This is a genomic window from Bacillus sp. z60-11, assembly GCF_046464135.1.
GTDB classification, from domain to species: domain Bacteria; phylum Bacillota; class Bacilli; order Bacillales; family Bacillaceae; genus Bacillus; species Bacillus sonorensis_A.
In genome coordinates, this window is the sequence record NZ_JBIYSN010000002.1 from 290,411 (window position 1) to 311,467 (window position 21,057).

Sequence of the window (21,057 nt, forward strand, 5' to 3'; positions counted from 1 at the left end):
CAGGTGTAGAAATGAAGTAAGTCCTTCTTTCAGCAGAAAGGGCTTTACTCATTAGAAACTGTTTTTATTCCAAGCAGTTTTTTTGCTTCGATATGTTTTCTTATAATAATTGTCGTACGAATATGTTTTAGTGAGTTTTGACTCCTCCAAAAGCTTTTATGGCTTTTTTGATCTTTAACCGCTTTAACTAAGCTGGCCAGTACGTCACCAACAGCACCTATACAACCTAGGGCTCCTTCAGTTTTGAATGGCTTGTCCGATTGTTTAGCACATAAAAGTGTTGAGAATTCAAATATCACCATACTCAAGTCTTGGAAGTTGCCTAACTATTGATGTCTTCTTAGGTTTCTAACGATTAGCAATATTTAAGACAAAAATTGTAATGCATTTCATATGAATTGCAGGACTTCTCATCAATATTTGCTCATTGGATAATGAAAAAACACTCTCAGTGTTTGAAAGTGTTATGGTAAAATATTCATTGTACAAAGTTTTGGCTCACTCAAGGGAAGTTGGCTCATCCCCTATGAAAGGGGGTGATGCTAATGGCAACTTTTCATGCGATTTATTTAATGATCGCTTTTGGCACGTTTATTCTTGCCTTGTTGTCGTATATAAACAAGAAATAGACTTCCCTTGAGCCCGCAAAGTTCCAGGGAAAGTCTATTCAAAAGACGCTTTGAGCCAGCCCCTTGAGGGCCGCTTTGTACTTCTGACTCGACTGTTGGCGCAGTCGGGTCTTTTTTAGTTTATGCAAAGATGAATAAGAATAAACCATGTAATGCATTACATTCTTTATTTAATAGTAATCAAATTTCATTACGTTGTAAACGATTTTGTTTACATGTATGAACATTTAAAGTGCCTCTTCAACGTAAAAGAGCAGGCTTATATCCACAACCAATTTATGGTTATAAACGTGATTTTCCTGCCTTCGTCACGGCTTTCAATTCGGATTCTGTGTATGCTTTTAAAGAGGTCGATGCATTCTTTTCATCATCTTCTTTTGATCCGTCATCCTTTGATTCATCTTTGCTCCCGGTTTCATCTTTGATTAATTCACAGTCAAATTGTTCATTGTCTTTGAGATAGAGATAAACCGATTTTTTGACGTTTCGCTCTGCTCTCAGAAGTTGATTCAAAAGCTCTTGCCTCAGTCATTATTTCCATTGCGCTAGTCTTTCTGCGATAGGAGAGAGGCTATTCATCGTTAAATATGTCGAATGAAATAGGTGCAAATTAAGTCTTACTTAATAATGAACATATGTACTCTCCCCGTTTCCAAATGAAAAAGCGTCTTTGTGAACGCTTCCTTAACGAAAGAAAAAAGCTTCCGGCCTCTCCTCCGGAAACTTTAAGACAGCTTTTTATTCTACTTTGTTAAACTTTCAGTGATAAACTTCAGCTGGCCTTCCAATGAGATCGGATCAGAAAAATAGAAAGCCACCGGATCGATTTGATACACATGATCATGCTTGACGGCGTCGAGATTTTTCCAGATGGAAGTATCAAATACACCGCCGTCTTCACCGCCTGACTGCCATGGCCCGATAAAAATATAGTCTCCGGCGAAATCAGGCAGCTTTTCAAGGGAAATGCTCGTATATCCCGGACCTTCTTTGATTGTTTTTTCTTTCGTCAGCTTTGTTGCATTCAATCCGAGGTCATGATAGACGATCCTTCCGCCTCTTCCGAATTTATCGCCGTACACATAGATCTCTTTGCCATTCGTTTGCATAATGGAAACCGTTTTGTTGCCGATGGCTTTTTGAACTTTTGCTTTTGCCGCGGAAACCTTCTTGTCCCACTCAGCCAGCCATTTTTCCGCTTTATCTTCCGTATCGGTCATTTTAGCGAAATCCTTCAGCTGTTCGAGGCTGTCCTTGCCGTATTTCAAGGCAACCGTCGGGGCGATTTTTTCCAGCTTTTCAATATCTGCATCCTGCGTCGTCCAAACCACAATCAGGTCCGGCTTTAATTTAATGATTTTTTCAGCGGAAACACCGTCTCCTATGTTTGTCACGCCATCGGTTTTCCCTTTGAAGTACGGGTTTTCAAATACCCTGTCAGGCGCCCCGACCACGTTGATCCCAAGCGTCTTGAAATATCCGTAATAGTCGTCAGCCATGACAACTACTCTTTTCGGATGCTTAGGGATTTTAACCGTTCCGTTTTCAGCCTTGTATGTAATGGTCTCTTCCTGCTTTGCATCAGAAGAAGATCCTTTATTCTCTGATTGATTTCCGCATGCCGCCAAAGCCGCAATCATGAGTAAGGCAAACAATGCAGCTCCGATTTTCTTGCACTTAAACGTCATCTGTCATACCTTCTTTCAATGTTTATATGATAAAGAAAATCATTATCAATTATACCATGGAAAGTATGATTGACACACTGTTTTTTGTAAAGTGAGCGAACTTCACAGAACGGAAAAAACAGGCCGGATCTGTCGAAAACCGGCCTGTAAAAGCTGCCGCTGTTAAAGAACGGAAGCTTTTTTATTCTTTTTGGCTGCCCTTTTGTTGACCGGCAGCCGGCTGTTTTTTCAATCGTTCACTGTCGTAAAATCTCAACAAATCGCCGTATATGATCTGATCTGAGAGTGAAAGCTCCTGTTTGGCTTTTTCGATGTAGGGCTCACAGCTCTCTTGATTCTTCACAGGCTGTCCCGTTGATTTATCATAGCATACACCGTCTGTGTAAACTTTGTCTTTCGTAATAAAGCTTCCGTCGCGAAGCACCGTGAACTCCTCTTTATCTTTGGAAAACAAGTCATTTCCGAACTGGATTTGATCGCTTGAGTCAATTCCAAGCAAATTCAGCAGAGTCGGCCTGATGTCAATTTGCCCGCCGACGGTATCAATTGTTTTCGGTTCTTTGTCGGTTACGCCTGGAATGTGAATCACCAGCGGCACTCTTTGAAGCTGGACTTCCTCAAAAGGCGTTACTTCCCTTCCGAGGAACTGCCCCATCGCTTCATTGTGGTTTTCGGAAATGCCGTAATGGTCTCCGTATAACACGATGATGGAGTTCTCATAAAGGCCGTCCTCTTTCAGCTTTTCAATAAAACGCTTGAGCGCCTCATCCTGATAGCGGACTGTAGGAAAATATCTGTTTAATGTGCGGCTCTTTGAATCATATTCGTCAATCATCTTATCTTCTTCATCAAGTTCAAACGGAAAATGATTCGTCAGCGTGATCAGTCTCGTGTAAAAAGGCTGTGGCAGATCTTTCATCAGCTCTGACGTCTGCTCAAAAAATTCTTTGTCTTTCAGCCCCCAGCCGACAGAGTTTCCCTCATTGACTTCATATGAATTGATATCATAAAATTTGTCGTATTCTAAAGACTTATACATGATATCCCGATTCCAGAAACTTTTGTTGTTCGCATGAAATATCGCGGAATAGTAGCCGTGATTTTTCAAAATTTCCGGAGCTGCCGTATATTCATTTCCGGCATTCGTAAAGAAGACCGCTCCCCTTCCCAGCGGATAAAGGGAATTATCGACGATAAATTCTGAATCTGAGGTTTTTCCCTGGCCTGTCTGATGATAAAAGTTTTCAAAACTGTAGCTTTTTTTAATCAAGTCGTTCAAATATGGCGTAATTTCCTTGCCGTTCAGCTTCTGATTGATGACGAAGCTTTGGGTCGATTCTAAAGATACGAGAATCACATTTCGCCCTTTGGCGATACCGGCTAAATCTTTGTTTGTTTCCGTCCTGTTCGCATTGACAAAGTTTTCAACCTCTGTGAGGCTGTTGCTGTCTGCCAGAGCGCGCTGGGCGGACTGCTTCGACTGGATGAGGCCGTCATAGATATGGTAGTTGTAAAGGCTGATGTTTTTGACAAGCACCTCTCTGTCGAACGATCTCGTCAAGAGCTGCGGCCTTTCAGCCTCTGACATTCCCAAATTGAAAAAGAAAACGGCTGCGGCAAACAAAAAATATGCCGCTCGCTCCTTTCTCGTTAACGTGTTGCCGGATTTGGCGGCATGGCGTTTGTGAAGCCAAATCAAAATCGCGATGTCTACGACAAGAAGCAGGTCGGCAGGCATAAACAAAGATGTGATGCTGCTTCCCAAATCCCCCATATTATTCGTCTGGAATAAGACAGGAATCGTTAAGAAATCGTTGTAAAAACGATAGAAAACCATGTTGGCCAAAAGAATAAGTGTCAAAACGATACTCGTTCCGATAATGAAGCGGTTTCTATTTTTTTCTTTAAAAAACAAGCCGATTCCGAAAACAACAAGCAAAAAGCTTAACGGGTTGATGAACAAAATAAACTCTTGCATGAAGTTTTCAATTTTAATGTTAAAGCTGGTTTTATAAACGACATATGTTTTCAGCCACATCAGCAATGTCGCAAGCAGCAAAAATGATACTTTCGAAAAAAATGGCTTTCTCATGCCAAACCTCCCTCTACAGCAAGACGCATAATTCCGGGAAATACTATTTCCACATCCTGTTTTTAGAAAATTAACAAAATGACTAAACGATATCTTAACCTGATTGGACAAAAAAATCAAACTTTTTTAATATTTGTTTCAAAGTGTTCAATATCTGCTTCCATTAACCGCGGAAAAGGTTTATATCACAGGCTTTGCTTGATTTTTAAGCCATGCGTTTTTCGCAATCCATGCGCCGCCGATGACTCCCGCGTCATTTCCAAGGGAGGCGATGACAATTTCAGCGGCCTTGCCCGCTCTTGGGAAGGCGTATCGCTGAAACGACTTTTCCACTTTTGAACGCAGGATTTCACCTGCTTTTGAAACGCCGCCGCCAATCACGATTTTTGCTGGGTTCAATGAGCTCGCCAAGTTGCCGAGAACAAGGCCCAAATGGTTCGTCACATAATCGATGACCTCCAAGGCGGCCGGATCGTTTTGTTCAGCGGCTTCAAAAATATGACGAGCCGTTACATCAGGAATGTCCTTTAAAACCGAATCACAGCCGGCTGCGATTTTCTCGTTGACGATTCTGACGATGCCTGTTGCAGACGCGATCGTTTCGATACAGCCGGTTTTTCCGCAGTTGCATGGCGCTCCGCCTTCAGGAACCGATGAGATGTGGCCGATTTCTCCCCCGGCTCCGTTTTTTCCGTGGACAATTTCTCCATTGACAATAATGCCGCCGCCGACTCCCGTTCCCAGCGTGACGAGAATCAAATCCTTCGCGCCGTCTCCGGCCCCTTTCCACATTTCGCCGAGAGCCGCGATGTTCGCGTCGTTTTCAATGGCCGCAGGCAAACCTGTCTCAGCCTCCAAATGGTCTTTTAAAGGATAGTTTTCCCAGCCCATATTGGTTGTTTTATAAACAATGCCTGTCTCTATATCGACCGGGCCGGGCGCTCCCATACCGATCCACTTCAATATCTGCTTCGGCTTTCCGATTTCCTCCAGTTTGCTGTCGATCGCTTTTGCAATGCTTAATGTAACGGTGTCACCCGATTTATCGGTTGGAATTTCCCACTTATGCTGGATCTCTCCATAAGCGCTTACAAAAGCGAGTTTTACAGTCGTTCCTCCAAGATCGATCCCGACCAGCCAGCTGTCATTCATTTATAAATCCCCCTAGTCCAACTGTTTTATTTTTTCTTTATATTCGTCAGTTCATTCTGCAAAATCGACATGGCTTGAATCCATTGTTCTTTTTCGATCAGATTTGAAAGGAAGATTTCTTTCAGTTCTTCCATCATGAACTCAATCTCGAGCTTTCGATCTCCGAAATATACGAAGCATCCGAATCGTTTCAGAAGCTGCTGTACATCATATACGGTTTTCATTTTATTCACCAAGCTTCCTGAGGTCTAACAATAGGTTATAAATAATGCCTGCCTGCGTCAAGCAAAAAAAAGCCTGCTTTCGGAAATGAAAGCAAGCTTTTAACGGTCGGGATCCTGAGGATTTAAAAATACGGGCCGTCTATTTTTGAGAGGCATCGGCGTGCGAATCGCGATATCGCGAAACGCTCTGTAGTCAAAGGGAATGAACGGCCATAAGTATGGGACATGGAAGGACTTCATTCTGACCAAATAAACAATCCAGCAGAAGATGGCGATGACAAATCCAATCGGTCCGAATGCGCCGGCTGTGAGGAGCAGCACGATCCTGACCAGCCGGTTCGCAACACTCATTTCATAGCTTGGCGTGGCAAATGTGCCGATGGCGGCGACGGCCAGATAAAGGACAACCTCATGCGAAAACAGTCCGACTTGCACCGCGACTTCTCCGATCATTAACGCCGCGACAAGTCCGAGTGCTGTTGCAAGCGATGACGGCGTATGTATTGCAGCCATTCTCATCATGTCGACCCCTATTTCGATGATCAGAAACTGCGCGAGCAAAGGGATGGCCCCCTTTTTTTCAGGCCCGATATATTGAAGGGCATCAGGCAGCAGTTCAGGATGAACGGACAGCAAAAACCAGAGCGGAAGCAAAAAGATCGAAGCTAATACTGATATAAAACGGACAAACCGCATATAGGCACCGGCAAGAGGCTTGTTCCGATACTCTTCGGCATGCTGCAAATGGTGCCAGAAAGTAGCCGGAGTAATCAGTGCGCTCGGTGAACCGTCGACAAAGACGAGGATATGGCCTTCATATAAATGAACGGCAGCAGTATCCGGTCTTTCAGTATAGCGGACCGTCGGGTAAGGGTTCCAGTGCCGGCCGCCGATGTATTCCTCCAGCGTCTTTTCAGCCATCGTTAAAGCGTCCGTGTCGATCGCTTCCAATGACTGCTTTAGTTTTTTGACATTCTCCAAATCAGCGATGTCTTCAAGATAGCAGACGACGACGTCTGTTTTGCTTCTTCGTCCGATTTGCATATACTCCATCCTCAAGGAACGATCGCGGATTCTTCTTCTTGTCAACGCTGTGTTAAACACAATCGTTTCGACAAAACCGTCTCTCGATCCCCTGACAACCCGCTCATTATCGGGTTCTTCAGGGCTTCTGGCCGGATATGTTCTGGCATCTATGATAATCGCGTGATCAATGCCGTCGACAAGCAGCGCGGTCGGACCTGACAAGACCTGGTCTGCTACTTTGTCCAGATCGTCCTCAGTTGCAATTTCCACATAGGGAATATACGTCTTAATCAGATGTTCGAGCGGATCCTCTTCCAAACAAGCCGGTGAGAGCTTTGACAGATTTTTTTGGAGATAGTGCATGATATCGTCTTTTACAAACCCGTCGACAAGGTAAAACGCCATCTTTCTCCCCGCGTACACCACATCGAGCCTGATCATGTCAAAGCTCTTATCGACTCCAAGCTTTTCGTTTAAAAACTCAATGTTTTCAGCTAAATCTTTTTGCACAACATGCTTTTTTTCCATGATAAAAGCTCCCGTCAAATGAGTCTGTTCTCTGTTAGACCATTTTTAACATAACGGAAGCTTTTCATACTTGATCACCTAAGCCGTTTCTTTTTTAATTTGTCATGCAGCGTTTGATAGATGTCTTCATCAGGCTTTTCTTTTAAGGCCTTTCGGACGGATTGTTCCGCTTTTGACCATTCGCCTTGTCTCGCGTAAACAACGGCCAGGTTATAATGGGAGGCATGGTCTGAAGGATCTTTTTTGACAACCATTTTCAGGTGTTTTTCTGCACCTTCATATTGGTCGAGCTGCATTTCAGAGACGGCAAGCAGCTTCAGGCTTTCGATCGAAGCATTCGGGTCGTCGCCTGCCTCCTTCAACACCTCTTTTACCTTCTCATACTCGCCTTGTTCATACCATTTTCCCGCCTGATACAGCATGGAGGTTTCATGAATCGGCGCTGAATGTGTCCCCCAGTAAAGAGAACAGCCTCCAATAAGCAATAATAGCACCCAGCCGGCCAAGCGATGGACAGGCTGTCTTTTTCCCGGCAGACCGACTGCCAGCGCCGTCAGAAGTCCGCCGATCAATCCGCCGATATGGCCCGCGTTGTCAACATTTGAAATGGCGAAGCCGAGGCCGAGATTCAGAATGATCATCACCATAATGTTGGTGCCGATCGTTTTTAAGAAGGCTTTGCGATTTGAAAAGGCGAGATATAGTAAAGCGCCCAAACAGCCAAAAATGGCCCCTGACGCTCCTGCTGAAGGATACGGGTTGAACAGGAAGCTGCCGATCGAACCAAATATGCCGGCTGATATATAAATGACAAGAAAACGAAGTGAACCGAATACTCTTTCTGCGGCTGCCCCCACCGACAATAATGCAAAGGTGTTAAACATCAGATGGACGAGTCCGATGTGGAGGATGATCGGCGTCACAAGCCTCCACCATTCACCGGCTAAAAGAAGGCTGTTTTCCTTCGCTCCAAACCGAATAAGGGTATCGGTATTTTGACTTCCGCCCGACATTTCCAAAAGCAGAAACATCAAAACTTGAAGAACCGCGAAAAACCATGTAAAAACAGGCTTTCCTCTTTCAAATACCGCCGCTTCACGCCGCCTTTCTTCATCTCTCTTTTTGGCCGCAGCCAATACCTCGGCTCTGATCTGGTCAACATCTTCGTATGATGCATCCCGGATCAGGCCTGTGAGATCATCAGGACTTATATTTAAGGCAAGGGCAATCTTATGTAAGCCTTCTGCTCTTGAAGTCTGTTCGATAAAAATCGGCACGATGCTGACGCGCTGATCCGCAACCGGCTGGCTTGTGACATCCTCCCATTCATCAACAGGCGCCTGCTCCGATAAGTAGATATTCAATATGGACAGCTTGCGTCTTCCCGAAGCCGTTCTCAGACGTTCGGCCCTTTCAAAAAGATCTTCAAGATCGCGGACGAGCTCCTGCCTGAAATCGACATCCCGCCTGTAGATGCGGATCAAATCATACGGGGCATTCCCCCTCGCTTCAAGCCAAGCTTCTTCAAACGAAGGGTGAGTCTGTACAAGCTCAAAATCTCGTTTTAAAAGATTACCGATTAAATTCCAGTACATATAATCAACTGAATACATCTTTAGACGCTCCATCATTATTTTTGTCCATTATATCAGGAAACACGTCTGATTGCCCCTTTAAAAAACCCCGTTATTCAAAACGGGGTTTAGAAAGCCTGCTGGATAAATTTATTACGAACAAACGGAATCCTCATGATCCAGTGGATAAAATAATGGCGGATCCGGTTTTGGCCAAGAATGACATTGATTACACGATAGCGGTTTTGAAAAAGAATGAGAGCGGCAAGTGTGCCTAATAGAATAAACGTAACTTTTCTCATATGATCCCTCCTATAACCGTATCGTGTCTCAATTTTTTATATTTATTCAGGAGACTTCACTGACAAATGAGAGTCGTTTTTTCCGTGAAAATTTGACTGACAGGGATGTCGTGTGCCTCATGGGGAACCTTGTCGATGATCTGACAGTGGAATGCGAGAGAAGCCGTCTCTTTTGTAAATCCGGCCAAATACCTGTCATAATATCCTCCTCCATAGCCGATTCTGTACCCCCGCGGATCAAAGCATATCCCCGGAACTAGAATAAAATCGATGTCTTCGGGCGCAAGCTGCTCGGTTTTATGTACAATCGGTTCCTGCAAACCGAAGTAAACGACTTCCAATTCGCTTTCGTCTTGAAAGCGGCGGAAATGCATGTCACTTGTTTCCGGCAGACATTTCGGAATGCAAACCGTCTTCCCTTCTTTCCAGGCCCGCTCAATGATCGGCTTTGTCGCCACCTCGGGCTTTCTCGAGATCGTAAGGGCGATGACGGATGCTTCCTTCCATTGTTTTGAGCTGAAAAAAGCCTCGTGAATGGCATTTGTTTTTTGCTGATATTCTTTGTCCGTCATCTGTGCAAGCTTCGTTTTCATTTCATTCCGCAAAGCGCGCTTCATTTTTCTCCCCCCTTTAAAATTGAAAAAACAGCAGGAAAATCCCTGCTGCTTACTTTGTTTCGCGGTGTAAAGTTGTTTTTTTGTCACGTGGGCAATACTTTTTGAATTCAACGCGATCTGGGTTGTTACGCTTGTTCTTTGTAGAAATATAGTTACGCTCGCCGCAATCAGTGCAAGCCAAAGTAATATTTACGCGCATTTATTTTTCCCTCCAAACTATATATCATTTGCTGTTCAGACTTATCTATAATACCACTTCTGGCGCCGGAATGCCAGGCGTTTTTTTCGTTTGTCCGCGGTTTATTCAAATGACGGGCTGTACACACCTTTCAAAAACGATTTTTTTATCCTCTCCGGGTGATGGAGATCGAAGATGAATGCTTTTCCCGCCTGTCTGACCTTTCTCAAAGCCGCCTTGTTGCGAAGAAGTCCGTCCAGCTTGCGGCCGGCTTCATACGCATCCGTAAAATCGATGTGAAAGCCTGTTTTAAAATCCATGACAAAATCGTTCCATCCTCCGGTTTTTCCGACAGCAACGGGAACGCCCGCTGCCATGCTTTCCTGAACAGCGATGCCGAATGGCTCATATCCGCTTGGAAAAACAGCCATTTCACAGAATCCGAGCCAGTTCTCCCTTTCTTGATCTGAGAGGAAAGGGAGAACTGTGAGGCGATCCTCCATGCCTAACGATCTGGCTTCTCTCTCATATGCGCTTTTGAGAGGGCCTTCACCGGCTATGACAAGTTCAAGACCGTCCTGTAGCCTCGCGAGTTCATTAAAGGCGCGGATGAGCTGCAAAAAACCTTTTTCCGGAACGAATCGGCCGTAAGAAAAAAGATATGGGGCGGTTTTCGGCCGGCTTTTTACCGTTTTTGTTTTTCGGCACGGATTGGGAATGATTCGAACTTTTTCCGCCGCTTCTGGAGATCTTTCTTTCACGAAGTCTTTCATCATGCTGCTCAACACGATGATGCGCCCGCTTTCTTTTAATAGCAAACGCTCAAGCAGCAGCCTGTAGGGGTGCGCTTTCCGGCCAGCCGCTTTTTGCCGGTCGCTTTCAAAGCCGTGTACGGTGGAAATGAGCGGGAGATTTAAGGCGCGTTTGAGGTAAACGGCGGCGGGAGCCGTGACATCGTCATGAGCATGAATGATGTCAAAGCTGCCTTTATATTCAAACGTTTTTTTGATCATCTGAATATTCATCTCTGCCAGCGCATCCTCAAAAGAAGCGTGTGCTGCAAGTTCGAGCGGAATCTCAAGCGTTTTCCATTGACCGCCGCCATCGAAGCACCGTTCTCCTCTGTGCGTCGTTAAGACCGTAAACATGATGTCCTCTTTTAATAGGTCAAGCTGGTTTTGCAAATACCGTCCTGCTCCGCTTTTGATGGCACAAGGATTTTCAAGCGACAGCATCAGCACCTTCATCATGTGGCAGACCCCTTTCCTTCATTTAAAGAATATCCCGTATATGCGGAAAATTGATCGACCCAGTCATGCCTTTTGTCCTCCGGGTAAAAGAGCCGGCCGGCTGCGATCCCGTTTTTCTCCAGATAGAAGCGGTCAGAGCTAAGAATCGACAGCGATATGTTCAGCGCATTATAAAGCCTGTACTCCGCTTTGTAATAAGCGCCGCCTGCAGCCTGAGAAACGGTCACTTCCCCTTTGAACGATTCGATATGTATCGTCTGCACCATTTTTTGCCCGTCTTTTATGCAAGTCAGCCGTATTTGCTTTTTGATATCTCTTTTGTCTTCTAATAGCACGGCTTCAGCAGCCGAAAGGAGGGCGTCCGTCAGTTCCCATGTTACGGTCAGTGCTGCTTGATCATCTGACGTTATTTTTAAAATATCGTTAGAAAACGACAAGTCGTTTCGAATACTTTCTTGAAAAGGTTTTTTCCCATCTGTCCTTTTCACCGCCACGCCCTCCCAGGGAAAGTTTTTTATTTCCTATCCTATTGGAAAGGTCCCTTGTGATGCAATAGAAATTAATTTTTTCGGCAAAATTTTTATTTTTTTGCGTAACTCCTTTTGAAGCTAGCGTTTTTATGGTATAAAAAAGAAGGAGAAAATAAGAATTGAAGGTGATGAACGTGGAAGTTGCTATCATTGCGCTGCTTGTTGTCAGTATTGCGCTGATCGCATTCTCATATTTTCAAAGAGAACCGATTAAAGAAGTCGAACAGGAATTGGAAACCCTTCAGCTGTCCGCCATGCAGGAAATTTATAAGCTGAAAAAGAAAATGACGGTGCTCGAGGAAGAGCTTCTCGATTCAAGCGTTGTCGTCCGCAGGCCAAACGCAGGAATCAGCCAGCATATCGCAAAGCAGATTCTTTCAAAATACCAAAACGGCATGTCAGTGGATGCCATTGCAAAAGCGGAGCATGTCTCTGTTGAGGATGTCAGGGCGATCATCAAAGACAACGAGAGGGTGCTTGTATGACCAGACAAAGTATACAGGCTTTTGCCGGAGGCATGATCTTGGCGACGGCGGTTCTTGCAGGCGCATTTTATCTGACTGACAACGGCAAGGCCGAAGCTTCAAAGGACGGTCAGAAAATCAGTGACGCGGATGTCAAAACCTATTTGAAAGACAACCAGCAGGTTTCTGTTAAACGTGAAGAATACCAGGAGCTTCTGCACTACAAAGAGACGGCGCTTAAGCAGGCTGACGCCTCCCAAACGAAAAAAGACAAAGAAAACGAGCAAAAAAACGAGAAGAAAAAAGAAACCAAATACAAGCTTGAAATTAAAAGCGGCATGAGCACTGCAGAGATCGCAGACCTCCTTGAAAAAGAAAAAGTCATCTCATCCGCCGACGACTTCAAAGATTATGTGAAAAAGACCGGATATGAATCCAAAATCAAAGCCGGCAAATTTGAATTAAAACGCGGAGACAGTTTGAAAAACATCGTCAAAACACTGTCCAAATAAAAAACCAGGCTGTTTCATTTCAGCCTGGTTTTTTCATATGTTTCGCTGCTCATATCAACAGGCCGCCGATCAAATCGGCGGCCTGTTTTTTAACCGAAACGGCCGGTAATGTAGTCTTTTGTCCGATGGTCACTTGGGCTTGAAAACATTTTGACTGTATCATTGCACTCTATGAGCTCTCCCATTAAAAAGAAAGCGGTTTGATCAGAGATGCGGGACGCCTGCTGCATATTATGAGTAACAATGGCAATCGTATACTTTTCTTTCAGCTGCAGCATTAGTTCTTCAATTTTTAAAGTGGATACAGGGTCAAGGGCAGATGTCGGTTCATCCATCAGCAATACATCCGGATTTGTCGCCAGCGCTCTTGCAATACAGAGTCGCTGCTGCTGGCCCCCTGAGAGGCCGAGCGCCTGAGAATGAAGACGATCTTTCACTTCATCCCACAGCGCCACATCAACAAGCGCCTTTTCCACTATTTCATGTAAAACTTTTTTATTTCTCTGTCCGTGAATTCTCGGGCCGTATGCGACATTATCAAAAATCGACTGCGGGAATGGGTTTCCTTTTTGAAAAACCATGCCGACTTTCTTTCGCAATTCGACAAGATCGACTTTGCTGTTTAGGATGTTGCTGCCGTTATAGCTGATTTCACCGGTCATTTTGACATTCGGAACCATATTGATCATCAAGTTCAGCGTCTTAATGAACGTTGATTTTCCACATCCCGACGGTCCGATAATGGCGGTGATCTCATATTCAGGAATGGTCAGATGAATGTTTTTTAAAGCGTGATGCTCACCGTACCATAAATTCAAATCGTTGATCTGGTACACATTTTTTGTTTTTACTGCTGTTGCAGCGCTCACGATGCCGTCCTCCTTATCCGAACCTGCCGTTGATATAGTCCTCTGTCTTTTTTTCCGACGGATTCATAAAGATTTTTTCCGTTCTGTCATATTCAACTAAATCGCCATTTAAGAAAAAGGCTGTTTTATCGGAAATTCTCGATGCCTGCTGCATATTATGAGTAACGATTATAATCGAATATTCCTCTTTTAACGAGACGATCAATTCCTCGATTTTCGCGTTTGAAATCGGATCCAGCGCAGAAGCGGGCTCATCCAATAAGAGCACTTCCGGCTTCATGGCAAGCGTCCTTGCGATGCAGAGGCGCTGCTGCTGGCCTCCTGACAGAGACAGAGCGGATTGGTGAAGCCGGTCTTTTACTTCATCCCAGAGCGCGGCTTTCGTCAAGCTTTCCTCCACGATATCATCCAGCACCGATTTCTTGCGCTCTCCCGCATATTTCACCGCATGGGTGATATTGTTGTAAATCGATTTTGGAAAAGGATTCGGCTTTTGAAACACCATTCCGATTTCTCTGCGCAGGTTGACGACGTTAATATTGGAATCAAGGATATTCAGCCCTTCATACAATATGTTGCCCGTTGTTTTGGCGGACGGTATCAGATCATTCATCCGATTGATGCTTCTTAAAAAAGTCGATTTGCCGCAACCCGAAGGACCGATCAGCGCGGTTACGGCCTGTTTGTCAATATTGAAAGAAATGTTTTGGACCGCACGCTTTTCCCCATAATGGATATTTAAATTCTGCACTTTCAAAATATGCTCTTTTACTTCAGGGAGCGGAGCCAATCCGATATCGTCACGCACAATTTCCAAAGTCGGGACCTGAACCATATGATTTCACCCTTCCTATTTATTTCCCGTTAATTTTTTGTGAATAAAGGAGCCCAGCCATCTTGCAGCCAGATTAAAGACCAAAACGGATAAAACAAGAACCGCTGAAGCGCCGTTTGCGATCGCCTCGGCATCGGGAATAATGCCCTGTGTGTTGACATTCCAAATGTGGACGGCAAGCGTTTCCGCCGGTCTGAAAATATTAAGCGGAGACGTTTCCGAAAATGGATTCCAATCAGCAAAATTCAATCGCGGTGTTGTCAGTCCGGCTGTGAACAGCAATGCTGCAGCCTCTCCAAAAACCCGCCCTGACGCAAGGATCGCACCGGTGATGATCGATGGAACAGCCCCCGGAATCAAAACGGTTTTGATCGTATGCCATTTTGATACGCCTAATGCTAAGGAAGCTTCTTTTTGTTCTTTCGGCACGGAACGAATCGCATCTTCTGTCACCCGCACCATGACGGGAAGGTTAAAGATCGTTAAAACAAGCGCTCCGCCGATAATGCTGTATCCCCAGCCCGTCAGGTTGACGAACATCAGCATCCCAAACATCCCCATGACAATGGAAGGAAGGGATGACAAAACCTCAATACAGACTCGGATAAAATCGGTCAGTTTATTGTCTGGCGCATACTCCGCCATGTAAATACCGCCTCCGACACCTAGCGGAACAGTGATCAGCATCGTCAGCACTAAAATATAAAATGAGTTAAACAGCTGATCACGAATGCCCCCTCCGCTTGAAAGCGCGCTGGAACGCGATGTCAAAAAGTCGGGGTTGATTTGTGAAACACCGTTGATCAAAATATAAGCGAACAGTCCGACAAGAATGGCGGAGATAATCAAGGCAATCAATCCAAAAACACCGGTTGCTAGACGATCTGTTACTTTGCTGTTCATTACAGTTTCCTCCTGGATGACAGATAACGGATGAGCAGAATGAATAAGAATGACATGATCAACAGAACAAGCCCCATTGACCAGAGCGTATTGTTTTCCACGCTGCCATACGTTGTGTGACCCATGTTCAGCGTGATAATCGTGGTCAATGTTCCCGCTGGATCCAACAGGCTCTCGAAAAGATTCCGGGAGTTTCCGATCACCATCTGCACGGCGAGCGCTTCGCCGAATGCCCTCGCCATTCCCAAAACGACAGCTGTCAGAAGCGAAGGCAGCGCTGCCGGAATCAAAACCTTTCGGATCGTCTGCCAACGCGTAGCCCCCAGCGCATATGATCCTTCGCGGAGATTTTTAGGAAGCGACATGAGCGCATCTGTTGAAATGGATGTCACCGTCGGTAAAATCATGACGGACAGGACGATGGTTCCCGCCAACAGGCTGTGTCCTGATCCGCTTGCTTTAAACTGCCCAATAAACGGAACTAATACTGTAAGGCCTATGAATCCATAAACGACGGAAGGAATGCCTACAAGCAATTCAATTACCGGCTGCAGCACTTTTCTTCCCCATGAAGGTGCGATTTCCGTCATAAAAATCGCTCCTCCTATGCCAAGCGGCGCCGCAATCAGAGATGCAAGAAGGGTCACTGAAAATGATCCGATGATAAACGGAAGCGCCCCGTATTTGGGGTGATCATTCATTGGATTCCAATCTAGACTGGTTAAGAATTCAATCGGACTTACACCACTAGTCAGAAAAGATTGCAACCCCTTATTTCCCAGAAAAATCGTGATTGAAATCGCTGCTGCCATCATGATTAACGCGCACGTTGAAACCAGAATTTTTCCGCGAACTTCATCCATTTTGCGGTTTTGCTTGGAGCTGATCAGCCGCTCTTTGGCGGACATTTTCTCTATTTGTTGAGTCATTTTTTACACTCCTATAAATACAAGTCATAATAGGGAAAGTGGCTAAGCAGCACACTTTCCCATCTTCTGTTTTCATTATTTTGCAGTTTGCTTTCCATCTGCGTCACGTTTGACTTCCATTTGTGTTGCCGGAATATAGCCCTGTTCTGTCACAATCGTTTTTTGAATTTCGTCACTCATTAAATAATCCAAAAATGTTTTAGCCAATCCTTCCGGTTCACCTTTTGTATAAGAATGCTCATAAGCCCAAATCGGGAATTTACCTTTTTGCACATTTTCTGCCGTCGGTTTCACACCGTCAATTGAAAGTGCTGTAACTTTATCGTCCGTCAGATATGAAAATGCGAGATATCCGATCGCTCCAGGTGTTTCAGCGATTAATTTCTTCACCGTGTTTGAAGAATCCTCAGTGATTCCTTCAGCAGGAGTTTCTCCATCAAGCGCATACTTCACAAAAGTTGCGCGCGTTCCTGAAGAATCGGGACGGTTGACAAGAGTGATCTTTTGATCTTTCCCGCCAAGCTCTTTCCAGTTTTTGATTTTACCCGTGAATACCTTTTTCAGATCCTCTAATGAAAGATTATCGATGCCTACTTCAGGGTTGACGGCTGCTGCCATACCGACAACGGCTACCTGATGATCCTTGAGCTCATCGGCAGGAATGCCTTCTTTTTCTTCAGCAAATACATCAGAGTTTCCGATTTGAACGGTTCCTTCAGCCACTTGGGAAAGGCCGGTTCCAGAACCGCCCGCCTGCACTTGAATGTCGGCATCTGGATTTTCATCCATGAATTTTTCCGCCGCGGCTAAGACAAGAGGCTGCATCGCTGAAGATCCGGAAATCGTTAAAGAGCCTGAAGCCTTATTTTCTGTTTTATCGTTTTGTTTGCCTTCTTCTGCATTACCGTTTGTATTATTGCTCCCACATGCTGCTGCGAAGACAACTAAAACGGACATGATGAACATCAGTGTGATCTTTTTAAATGGTTTCACTTCTAATCCTCCCACGTAAATGTGTAATTTGTCCTACGTGTATAGCGTACCTTTCTTGTATTAATCTTGTTTAAATGAATTATTAAGGTTTTGTAAATTAAGCTTGAATATTGTATAAAAGCAGGAAAGAAAGGGAAAAGAAGCAAAAAAAAAGCACCCGCATGCTTGATGCGGGTGCTTCTTTCAAAAAAGGAACTTAAGACCTATTCGGTTGCTTCTTTTTCAATTTTGTCCTTATTTTTTTCTTTTGTGTTCTCTTTGTCCTGTTTTGATTTCAGCTCAAAATACTTATCCAGCACTTTTCTGCCAATATCATTCGTAATGGAGTATCTTTTGCTGTAATCATTGTAGGCCCAAGGAACAACGACGGAAATGGCGACCTCCGGGTTGTCGTAAGGCGCATAAGCGACAAGTGTCGTATTATACGTAGGCATTCCCGTCTTCGATTTATCCGGTCCGTCATAGAAAGACTGGGCCGTTCCCGTTTTACCGGCGGGTTTATACGATGCAGATGCAAACTCTCCTGCTGCCGTCCCATTCGTCATAACCCGTCTGAAACCTTTTTGGACGGTTTCGATCTCTTCCTTGCTCATGTCCACTTTGTTCAATACTTCCGGCTGAATCGATTCCGTCACGGCTCCGATGCCTTTTTTCGAATCAGGCTCTCTGATTTCCTTCACGATCTGGGGCTTCATGCGGTAGCCGCCATTGGCAATCGTTGACACATACTGTGCCAGCTGCAGCGGTGTGTACGTGTCATACTGTCCGATGGCAAAGTCGAGCAGGAAACCTGGCAGCTTTTTGGAGCCTTGGTATCCCGTTGCTTCATTCGGAAGGTCGATGCCGGTTTTAACACCGAGACCGAATTGATTGAAATAATACCTGAATGTACTGAAGGCTTTCGTATTAAGGTCCAGCGGCTGGTGGGGCTTATACTGCCCTTTTCCGACCGCTATCGCTGTTTTAAACATAAATACGTTCGAAGACTGTTCCAGCGCTCCCTGGATGCCCAATGTTCCGAGATTGCTGGACCAGGACTTTTTCGGTTTGCCTTGCCCGATATAAAGCGGTTCATCATAAAACGTCGTATTTAAATTAATCGCTCCCGTTTGCAGCCCTGTTAAAACGGTGGCTCCTTTGACAGCGGATCCCATTGCATACGAAGACGTCATCGTGCCGAGCGCATAGTCTTCGACTTTTAAATTGCCGTTTTTATTTTTAAGCTGCTTGCCGGCAACCGATAAAACTTCGCCGTTTCTCGGGTCCATCATGACGACGAAGGCGCGGTCGAGAAAAGGTGCGCTGTGCTGGGTTTTGGCTTTTTTCAGCTCATCCCCGATGATCTTTTCAATCGCCTTTTGCATCTCGACATCGACCGTCAGCACCAGGTCTTTGCCGCTTTCGCCCTTTGATAAGATTTCCGTGTCGACGATTTCCCCGTTTTTATCGGTTATATTTTTCACTTTCGATTTTTGACCCTGCAGCACATCTTCATATTCCGCTTCAAGATAGCTTTTTCCGACCCGGTCATTTCGGTTGTAGCCGCGTGACAAATAATAGTCGAGCTGGTTTCTCGGAAGACCTTCATTCGAATCGGAAATGCTTCCGATCATCGTTCTGAGCAGCCCGTTATACGGATAGTCGCGCTTCCAATCGGCCGTCACGTCAACTCCCGGAAGCTCGTCCAAGTGTTCGCTGACAACAGCCATTTCTTTTGAAGTCACGTCTTTATTTTTAATATATTGCGGTGTCGACGCATAACCGGAATCCATCTGCCGTTTAATCGCGAGCACTTCCAAATCTTTGTCCGTTAATTCGTTCAGCATGTCTTTTGTAATTCTGTCGAGCTGAAGCTGGTACAGATCGTCTTCGGATAATGTACCGTCTTTGACTTTCTTCCGGTCCTTTGCGGTGATCAGTTTTTCAGCTTCCTTCGGCCTCGTTAATATCCAATAGTCCTTTTTATCCCGCTCCGTTATTTTATCCGTGTCTACGTCGATCATCTCCGCCAGCTTTCGTGCAACTTCCAGGCGTTCCTTCTGCGGGGTTGAGGACGTCCTTGTGTATGTAATTGCGTTCAGCGGCTTATTTTTGACGATCGTATTTAAGTTCCTGTCATAGATTTTTCCTCTTGGAACAGTTGAAACGCCGACGTTATCCTCCTGCTGAACTTCGTTTTTATAGTCTTCCCCGTATACGATTTGTACCACGCCAAGGCGTACGACGACTGCTGTAAAAATCACAAACGCAAGAAAAAACAATATATTCAGCCTGATGGGCAGCGTTTTTCGCTTTTCTGTTTTCGGTTTCCTTTTTATCAATTGCATCACCTTCTTTAAATAAAGAAAAGACACCTTATGAAAAGGTGCCACATATATTGTAAAGTTTTTTTCGGCATTTTTCTACTAATTTCCCTCAAGATTAAAAAATTCACCTTTTGCCTTCGATATAGCTCGGTTCGGCCGTTTGCTTCTGCGCATCCTTTCCGACCGTTTCCCGGGCGGGTTCTGCCAGTTGAATATCTTTGACGAAGTAGTAAATCAGCGTATGGCCGGCCCCAAGCAATACTAAAGAAACGGGTATTCCCAAGTCCTCCTTTAATAATGAGACAAGGAGCAAAAAAACCAAAATGGAGGCAATCCGCCCGATGTTTAAAAAAACTTCCCGTACCACGATATATTCAATCCTTGCTTTCCTCGCGTACCTCGCTTTGCCGATCACATCGTAGGTCAGCGATGAATACGGAACAAGCAAAATCGGATAGCCGATCGCAATCGCTATGGCATAAAGAAGCAGTGTCACATATGTCATATGAAACAATATAAGGAAAAGGGCTCCGAATAAAACAAGGCCTCCGATTAAAATGGCTTTTTTGCGCGTGTTTTTTTTAATCATCCTTGTCGCAAAATAGTAAGCAAAAAAAGAAACAGCCGAATTCAACAGTCCGAATTTCCCCAGGGCCATCTCGCTCTTTGTCGTAATAAAGACAAAGACATTGATCAAAAAAACAAAAATCCCTTCACGAAGCCCCTGGAAAAAGTGGGCATTGGTAACGTTGCGCCAGTTTGCATCCGCATTTCGCTCCGCCCAGATTCTTTTCAACATATACCGGCCGCGCGACTCCCTTCGCTTTAAAAAGAAGCTGGTGATCACAGCTACTGTAAACAAAGCCAGCGAAAGGCTGAAGATCACCGTATATCCCGTATTGTCAGCGAGTCGCGAGATGACATAACCGGCGACGATCGGTCCGATCATGCCGGCGCCTGAATTTAAAACGCCGAGAAACCCGTTAAAAAAATCTCTCGTTTCCGGTTCAGTGATTTCAAATGTCAGTACATTAAAAGCAAGCCAATAAAATCCGTATCCGACTCCAAGGACACCGCCGAGCAGCACCAATCGCGATCCGGCATTTTCCCCCGCCACTAAAACGGTTAAATAAAACACGGCTAAAAAAGATACGCCAAACCTTAAAATAAAGACTCTGTCGATTTTTTTTGCCAAGCGCCCGGCTAACATAAAGGTAAGCGGCTGCATGACAACGATTGACAGATTATAAATCGCCAAGTCAAGAAACTTTCCCGACTGCTTCCAGAGATACACGTTCACAAACGTATTTGAAAGCGCAATGCTCAGCGAATAAAGGCCGCCGACAGTAAGCAAAAGCAGCAGGTCTCTGTTTACTTCAACATCGCCTATAATGTTTTTGATTCTGCTCATAACTGACTCCCCTTTACTGATACACCTTAGTCTGTCACATCAAAA

The 21,057-nt window shown here is 44.9% G+C and carries 23 protein-coding genes; 3 read left to right on the forward strand and 20 right to left on the reverse strand.

Translation table 11 applies throughout. The annotated features are described in order from the left end of the window. Positions 1-44 precede the first annotated feature (44 nt). Complete coding sequence (locus ACINLD_RS08265) at positions 45-308, reverse strand: hypothetical protein (RefSeq protein ID WP_142246103.1); 264 nt, start codon at positions 306-308, stop codon at positions 45-47. A 237-nt stretch (positions 309-545) separates the two neighbouring features. Here ACINLD_RS08265 and ACINLD_RS08270 point away from each other — a divergent pair, with 237 nt between their 5' ends. Further along, positions 546-629, forward strand: a complete 84-nt coding sequence (locus ACINLD_RS08270; RefSeq protein WP_201278511.1) for a putative holin-like toxin — start codon at positions 546-548, stop codon at positions 627-629. 282 nt (positions 630-911) lie between these two features. Here the strand turns inward: ACINLD_RS08270 and ACINLD_RS08275 are convergent, their stop codons facing one another. The 12 genes from ACINLD_RS08275 to ACINLD_RS08330 all read right to left on the reverse strand — a co-directional run bounded on the left by ACINLD_RS08275 (position 912) and on the right by ACINLD_RS08330 (position 11,748). Next, a complete protein-coding gene (locus ACINLD_RS08275; RefSeq protein WP_051290388.1) occupies positions 912-1,142 on the reverse strand; it encodes a hypothetical protein in 231 nt (76 codons plus the stop codon). A gap of 230 nt (positions 1,143-1,372) precedes the next feature. Next, positions 1,373-2,317: an iron-hydroxamate ABC transporter substrate-binding protein gene (locus ACINLD_RS08280; RefSeq protein WP_026587862.1), complete on the reverse strand. Its 945-nt coding sequence runs from the start codon at positions 2,315-2,317 to the stop codon at positions 1,373-1,375. A gap of 181 nt (positions 2,318-2,498) precedes the next feature. Further along, positions 2,499-4,409, reverse strand: a complete 1,911-nt coding sequence (locus ACINLD_RS08285) for an LTA synthase family protein (RefSeq protein ID WP_277691024.1) — start codon at positions 4,407-4,409, stop codon at positions 2,499-2,501. Positions 4,410-4,589: 180 nt separating this feature from the next. Then, positions 4,590-5,561: an ROK family glucokinase gene (locus ACINLD_RS08290; RefSeq protein ID WP_026587864.1), complete on the reverse strand. Its 972-nt coding sequence runs from the start codon at positions 5,559-5,561 to the stop codon at positions 4,590-4,592. A gap of 26 nt (positions 5,562-5,587) precedes the next feature. Then, positions 5,588-5,785: a YqgQ family protein gene (locus ACINLD_RS08295; RefSeq protein WP_026587865.1), complete on the reverse strand. Its 198-nt coding sequence runs from the start codon at positions 5,783-5,785 to the stop codon at positions 5,588-5,590. A 99-nt stretch (positions 5,786-5,884) separates the two neighbouring features. After that, the gene (locus tag ACINLD_RS08300) at positions 5,885-7,339 is read right to left on the reverse strand and encodes a spore germination protein (RefSeq protein ID WP_026587866.1); all 1,455 of its coding nucleotides are present in this window, start codon (positions 7,337-7,339) and stop codon (positions 5,885-5,887) included. Positions 7,340-7,413: 74 nt separating this feature from the next. After that, the gene (locus tag ACINLD_RS08305) at positions 7,414-8,952 is read right to left on the reverse strand and encodes a rhomboid family protein (protein WP_026587867.1); all 1,539 of its coding nucleotides are present in this window, start codon (positions 8,950-8,952) and stop codon (positions 7,414-7,416) included. An 89-nt stretch (positions 8,953-9,041) separates the two neighbouring features. Further along, complete coding sequence (locus tag ACINLD_RS08310; protein WP_201278477.1) at positions 9,042-9,215, reverse strand: hypothetical protein; 174 nt, start codon at positions 9,213-9,215, stop codon at positions 9,042-9,044. Positions 9,216-9,271: 56 nt separating this feature from the next. Then, positions 9,272-9,832 (reverse strand): 5-formyltetrahydrofolate cyclo-ligase, encoded by a 561-nt coding sequence (locus tag ACINLD_RS08315; protein WP_026587868.1) that lies wholly within the window; start codon positions 9,830-9,832, stop codon positions 9,272-9,274. Between the two features lie 49 nt (positions 9,833-9,881). After that, positions 9,882-10,031 (reverse strand): 50S ribosomal protein L33, encoded by a 150-nt coding sequence (gene rpmG / locus ACINLD_RS08320; protein ID WP_077736422.1) that lies wholly within the window; start codon positions 10,029-10,031, stop codon positions 9,882-9,884. A gap of 101 nt (positions 10,032-10,132) precedes the next feature. Then, positions 10,133-11,260, reverse strand: a complete 1,128-nt coding sequence (locus tag ACINLD_RS08325; RefSeq protein WP_410206968.1) for a glycosyltransferase family 4 protein — start codon at positions 11,258-11,260, stop codon at positions 10,133-10,135. Next, on the reverse strand, positions 11,257-11,748 hold the full coding sequence (locus ACINLD_RS08330) for a hypothetical protein (protein ID WP_409444619.1): 492 nt from the start codon (positions 11,746-11,748) through the stop codon (positions 11,257-11,259). The genes ACINLD_RS08325 and ACINLD_RS08330 overlap by 4 nt, the downstream gene beginning before the upstream one ends. A 176-nt stretch (positions 11,749-11,924) precedes the next feature. Between ACINLD_RS08330 and ACINLD_RS08335 the strand changes: the two genes are divergently transcribed. Then, positions 11,925-12,275, forward strand: a complete 351-nt coding sequence (locus ACINLD_RS08335) for a hypothetical protein (protein WP_026587871.1) — start codon at positions 11,925-11,927, stop codon at positions 12,273-12,275. Then, positions 12,272-12,766: an endolytic transglycosylase MltG gene (locus ACINLD_RS08340; protein WP_026587872.1), complete on the forward strand. Its 495-nt coding sequence runs from the start codon at positions 12,272-12,274 to the stop codon at positions 12,764-12,766. The genes ACINLD_RS08335 and ACINLD_RS08340 overlap by 4 nt, the downstream gene beginning before the upstream one ends. Positions 12,767-12,855: 89 nt before the next feature. On the opposite strand, the gene pstB (ACINLD_RS08345) is transcribed toward ACINLD_RS08340, so the two are convergent. The 7 genes from pstB (ACINLD_RS08345) to ACINLD_RS08375 all read right to left on the reverse strand — a co-directional run bounded on the left by pstB (ACINLD_RS08345) (position 12,856) and on the right by ACINLD_RS08375 (position 21,012). Further along, positions 12,856-13,635 carry a phosphate ABC transporter ATP-binding protein PstB gene (gene pstB, locus ACINLD_RS08345; RefSeq protein WP_409444618.1) on the reverse strand — a complete coding sequence of 260 codons (780 nt, stop codon included), beginning with the start codon at positions 13,633-13,635 and terminating at the stop codon, positions 12,856-12,858. Positions 13,636-13,648: 13 nt separating this feature from the next. Beyond that, entirely contained in the window at positions 13,649-14,470 is an 822-nt protein-coding gene (gene pstB, locus ACINLD_RS08350) for a phosphate ABC transporter ATP-binding protein PstB (protein ID WP_026587874.1), read from the reverse strand. A gap of 15 nt (positions 14,471-14,485) precedes the next feature. Then, the gene (pstA, locus tag ACINLD_RS08355) at positions 14,486-15,373 is read right to left on the reverse strand and encodes a phosphate ABC transporter permease PstA (RefSeq protein ID WP_410206969.1); all 888 of its coding nucleotides are present in this window, start codon (positions 15,371-15,373) and stop codon (positions 14,486-14,488) included. Then, positions 15,373-16,302 (reverse strand): phosphate ABC transporter permease subunit PstC, encoded by a 930-nt coding sequence (pstC, locus tag ACINLD_RS08360; protein WP_077736417.1) that lies wholly within the window; start codon positions 16,300-16,302, stop codon positions 15,373-15,375. Before pstC ends, pstA begins: the two co-directional genes overlap by 1 nt. A gap of 75 nt (positions 16,303-16,377) precedes the next feature. Continuing rightward, positions 16,378-17,295 carry a phosphate ABC transporter substrate-binding protein gene (locus ACINLD_RS08365; RefSeq protein WP_026587877.1) on the reverse strand — a complete coding sequence of 306 codons (918 nt, stop codon included), beginning with the start codon at positions 17,293-17,295 and terminating at the stop codon, positions 16,378-16,380. Positions 17,296-17,498: 203 nt separating this feature from the next. Continuing rightward, on the reverse strand, positions 17,499-19,616 hold the full coding sequence (locus tag ACINLD_RS08370; RefSeq protein ID WP_026587878.1) for a peptidoglycan D,D-transpeptidase FtsI family protein: 2,118 nt from the start codon (positions 19,614-19,616) through the stop codon (positions 17,499-17,501). A gap of 109 nt (positions 19,617-19,725) precedes the next feature. Then, the gene (locus tag ACINLD_RS08375) at positions 19,726-21,012 is read right to left on the reverse strand and encodes an MFS transporter (RefSeq protein ID WP_409444617.1); all 1,287 of its coding nucleotides are present in this window, start codon (positions 21,010-21,012) and stop codon (positions 19,726-19,728) included. Positions 21,013-21,057: the final 45 nt, after the last annotated feature.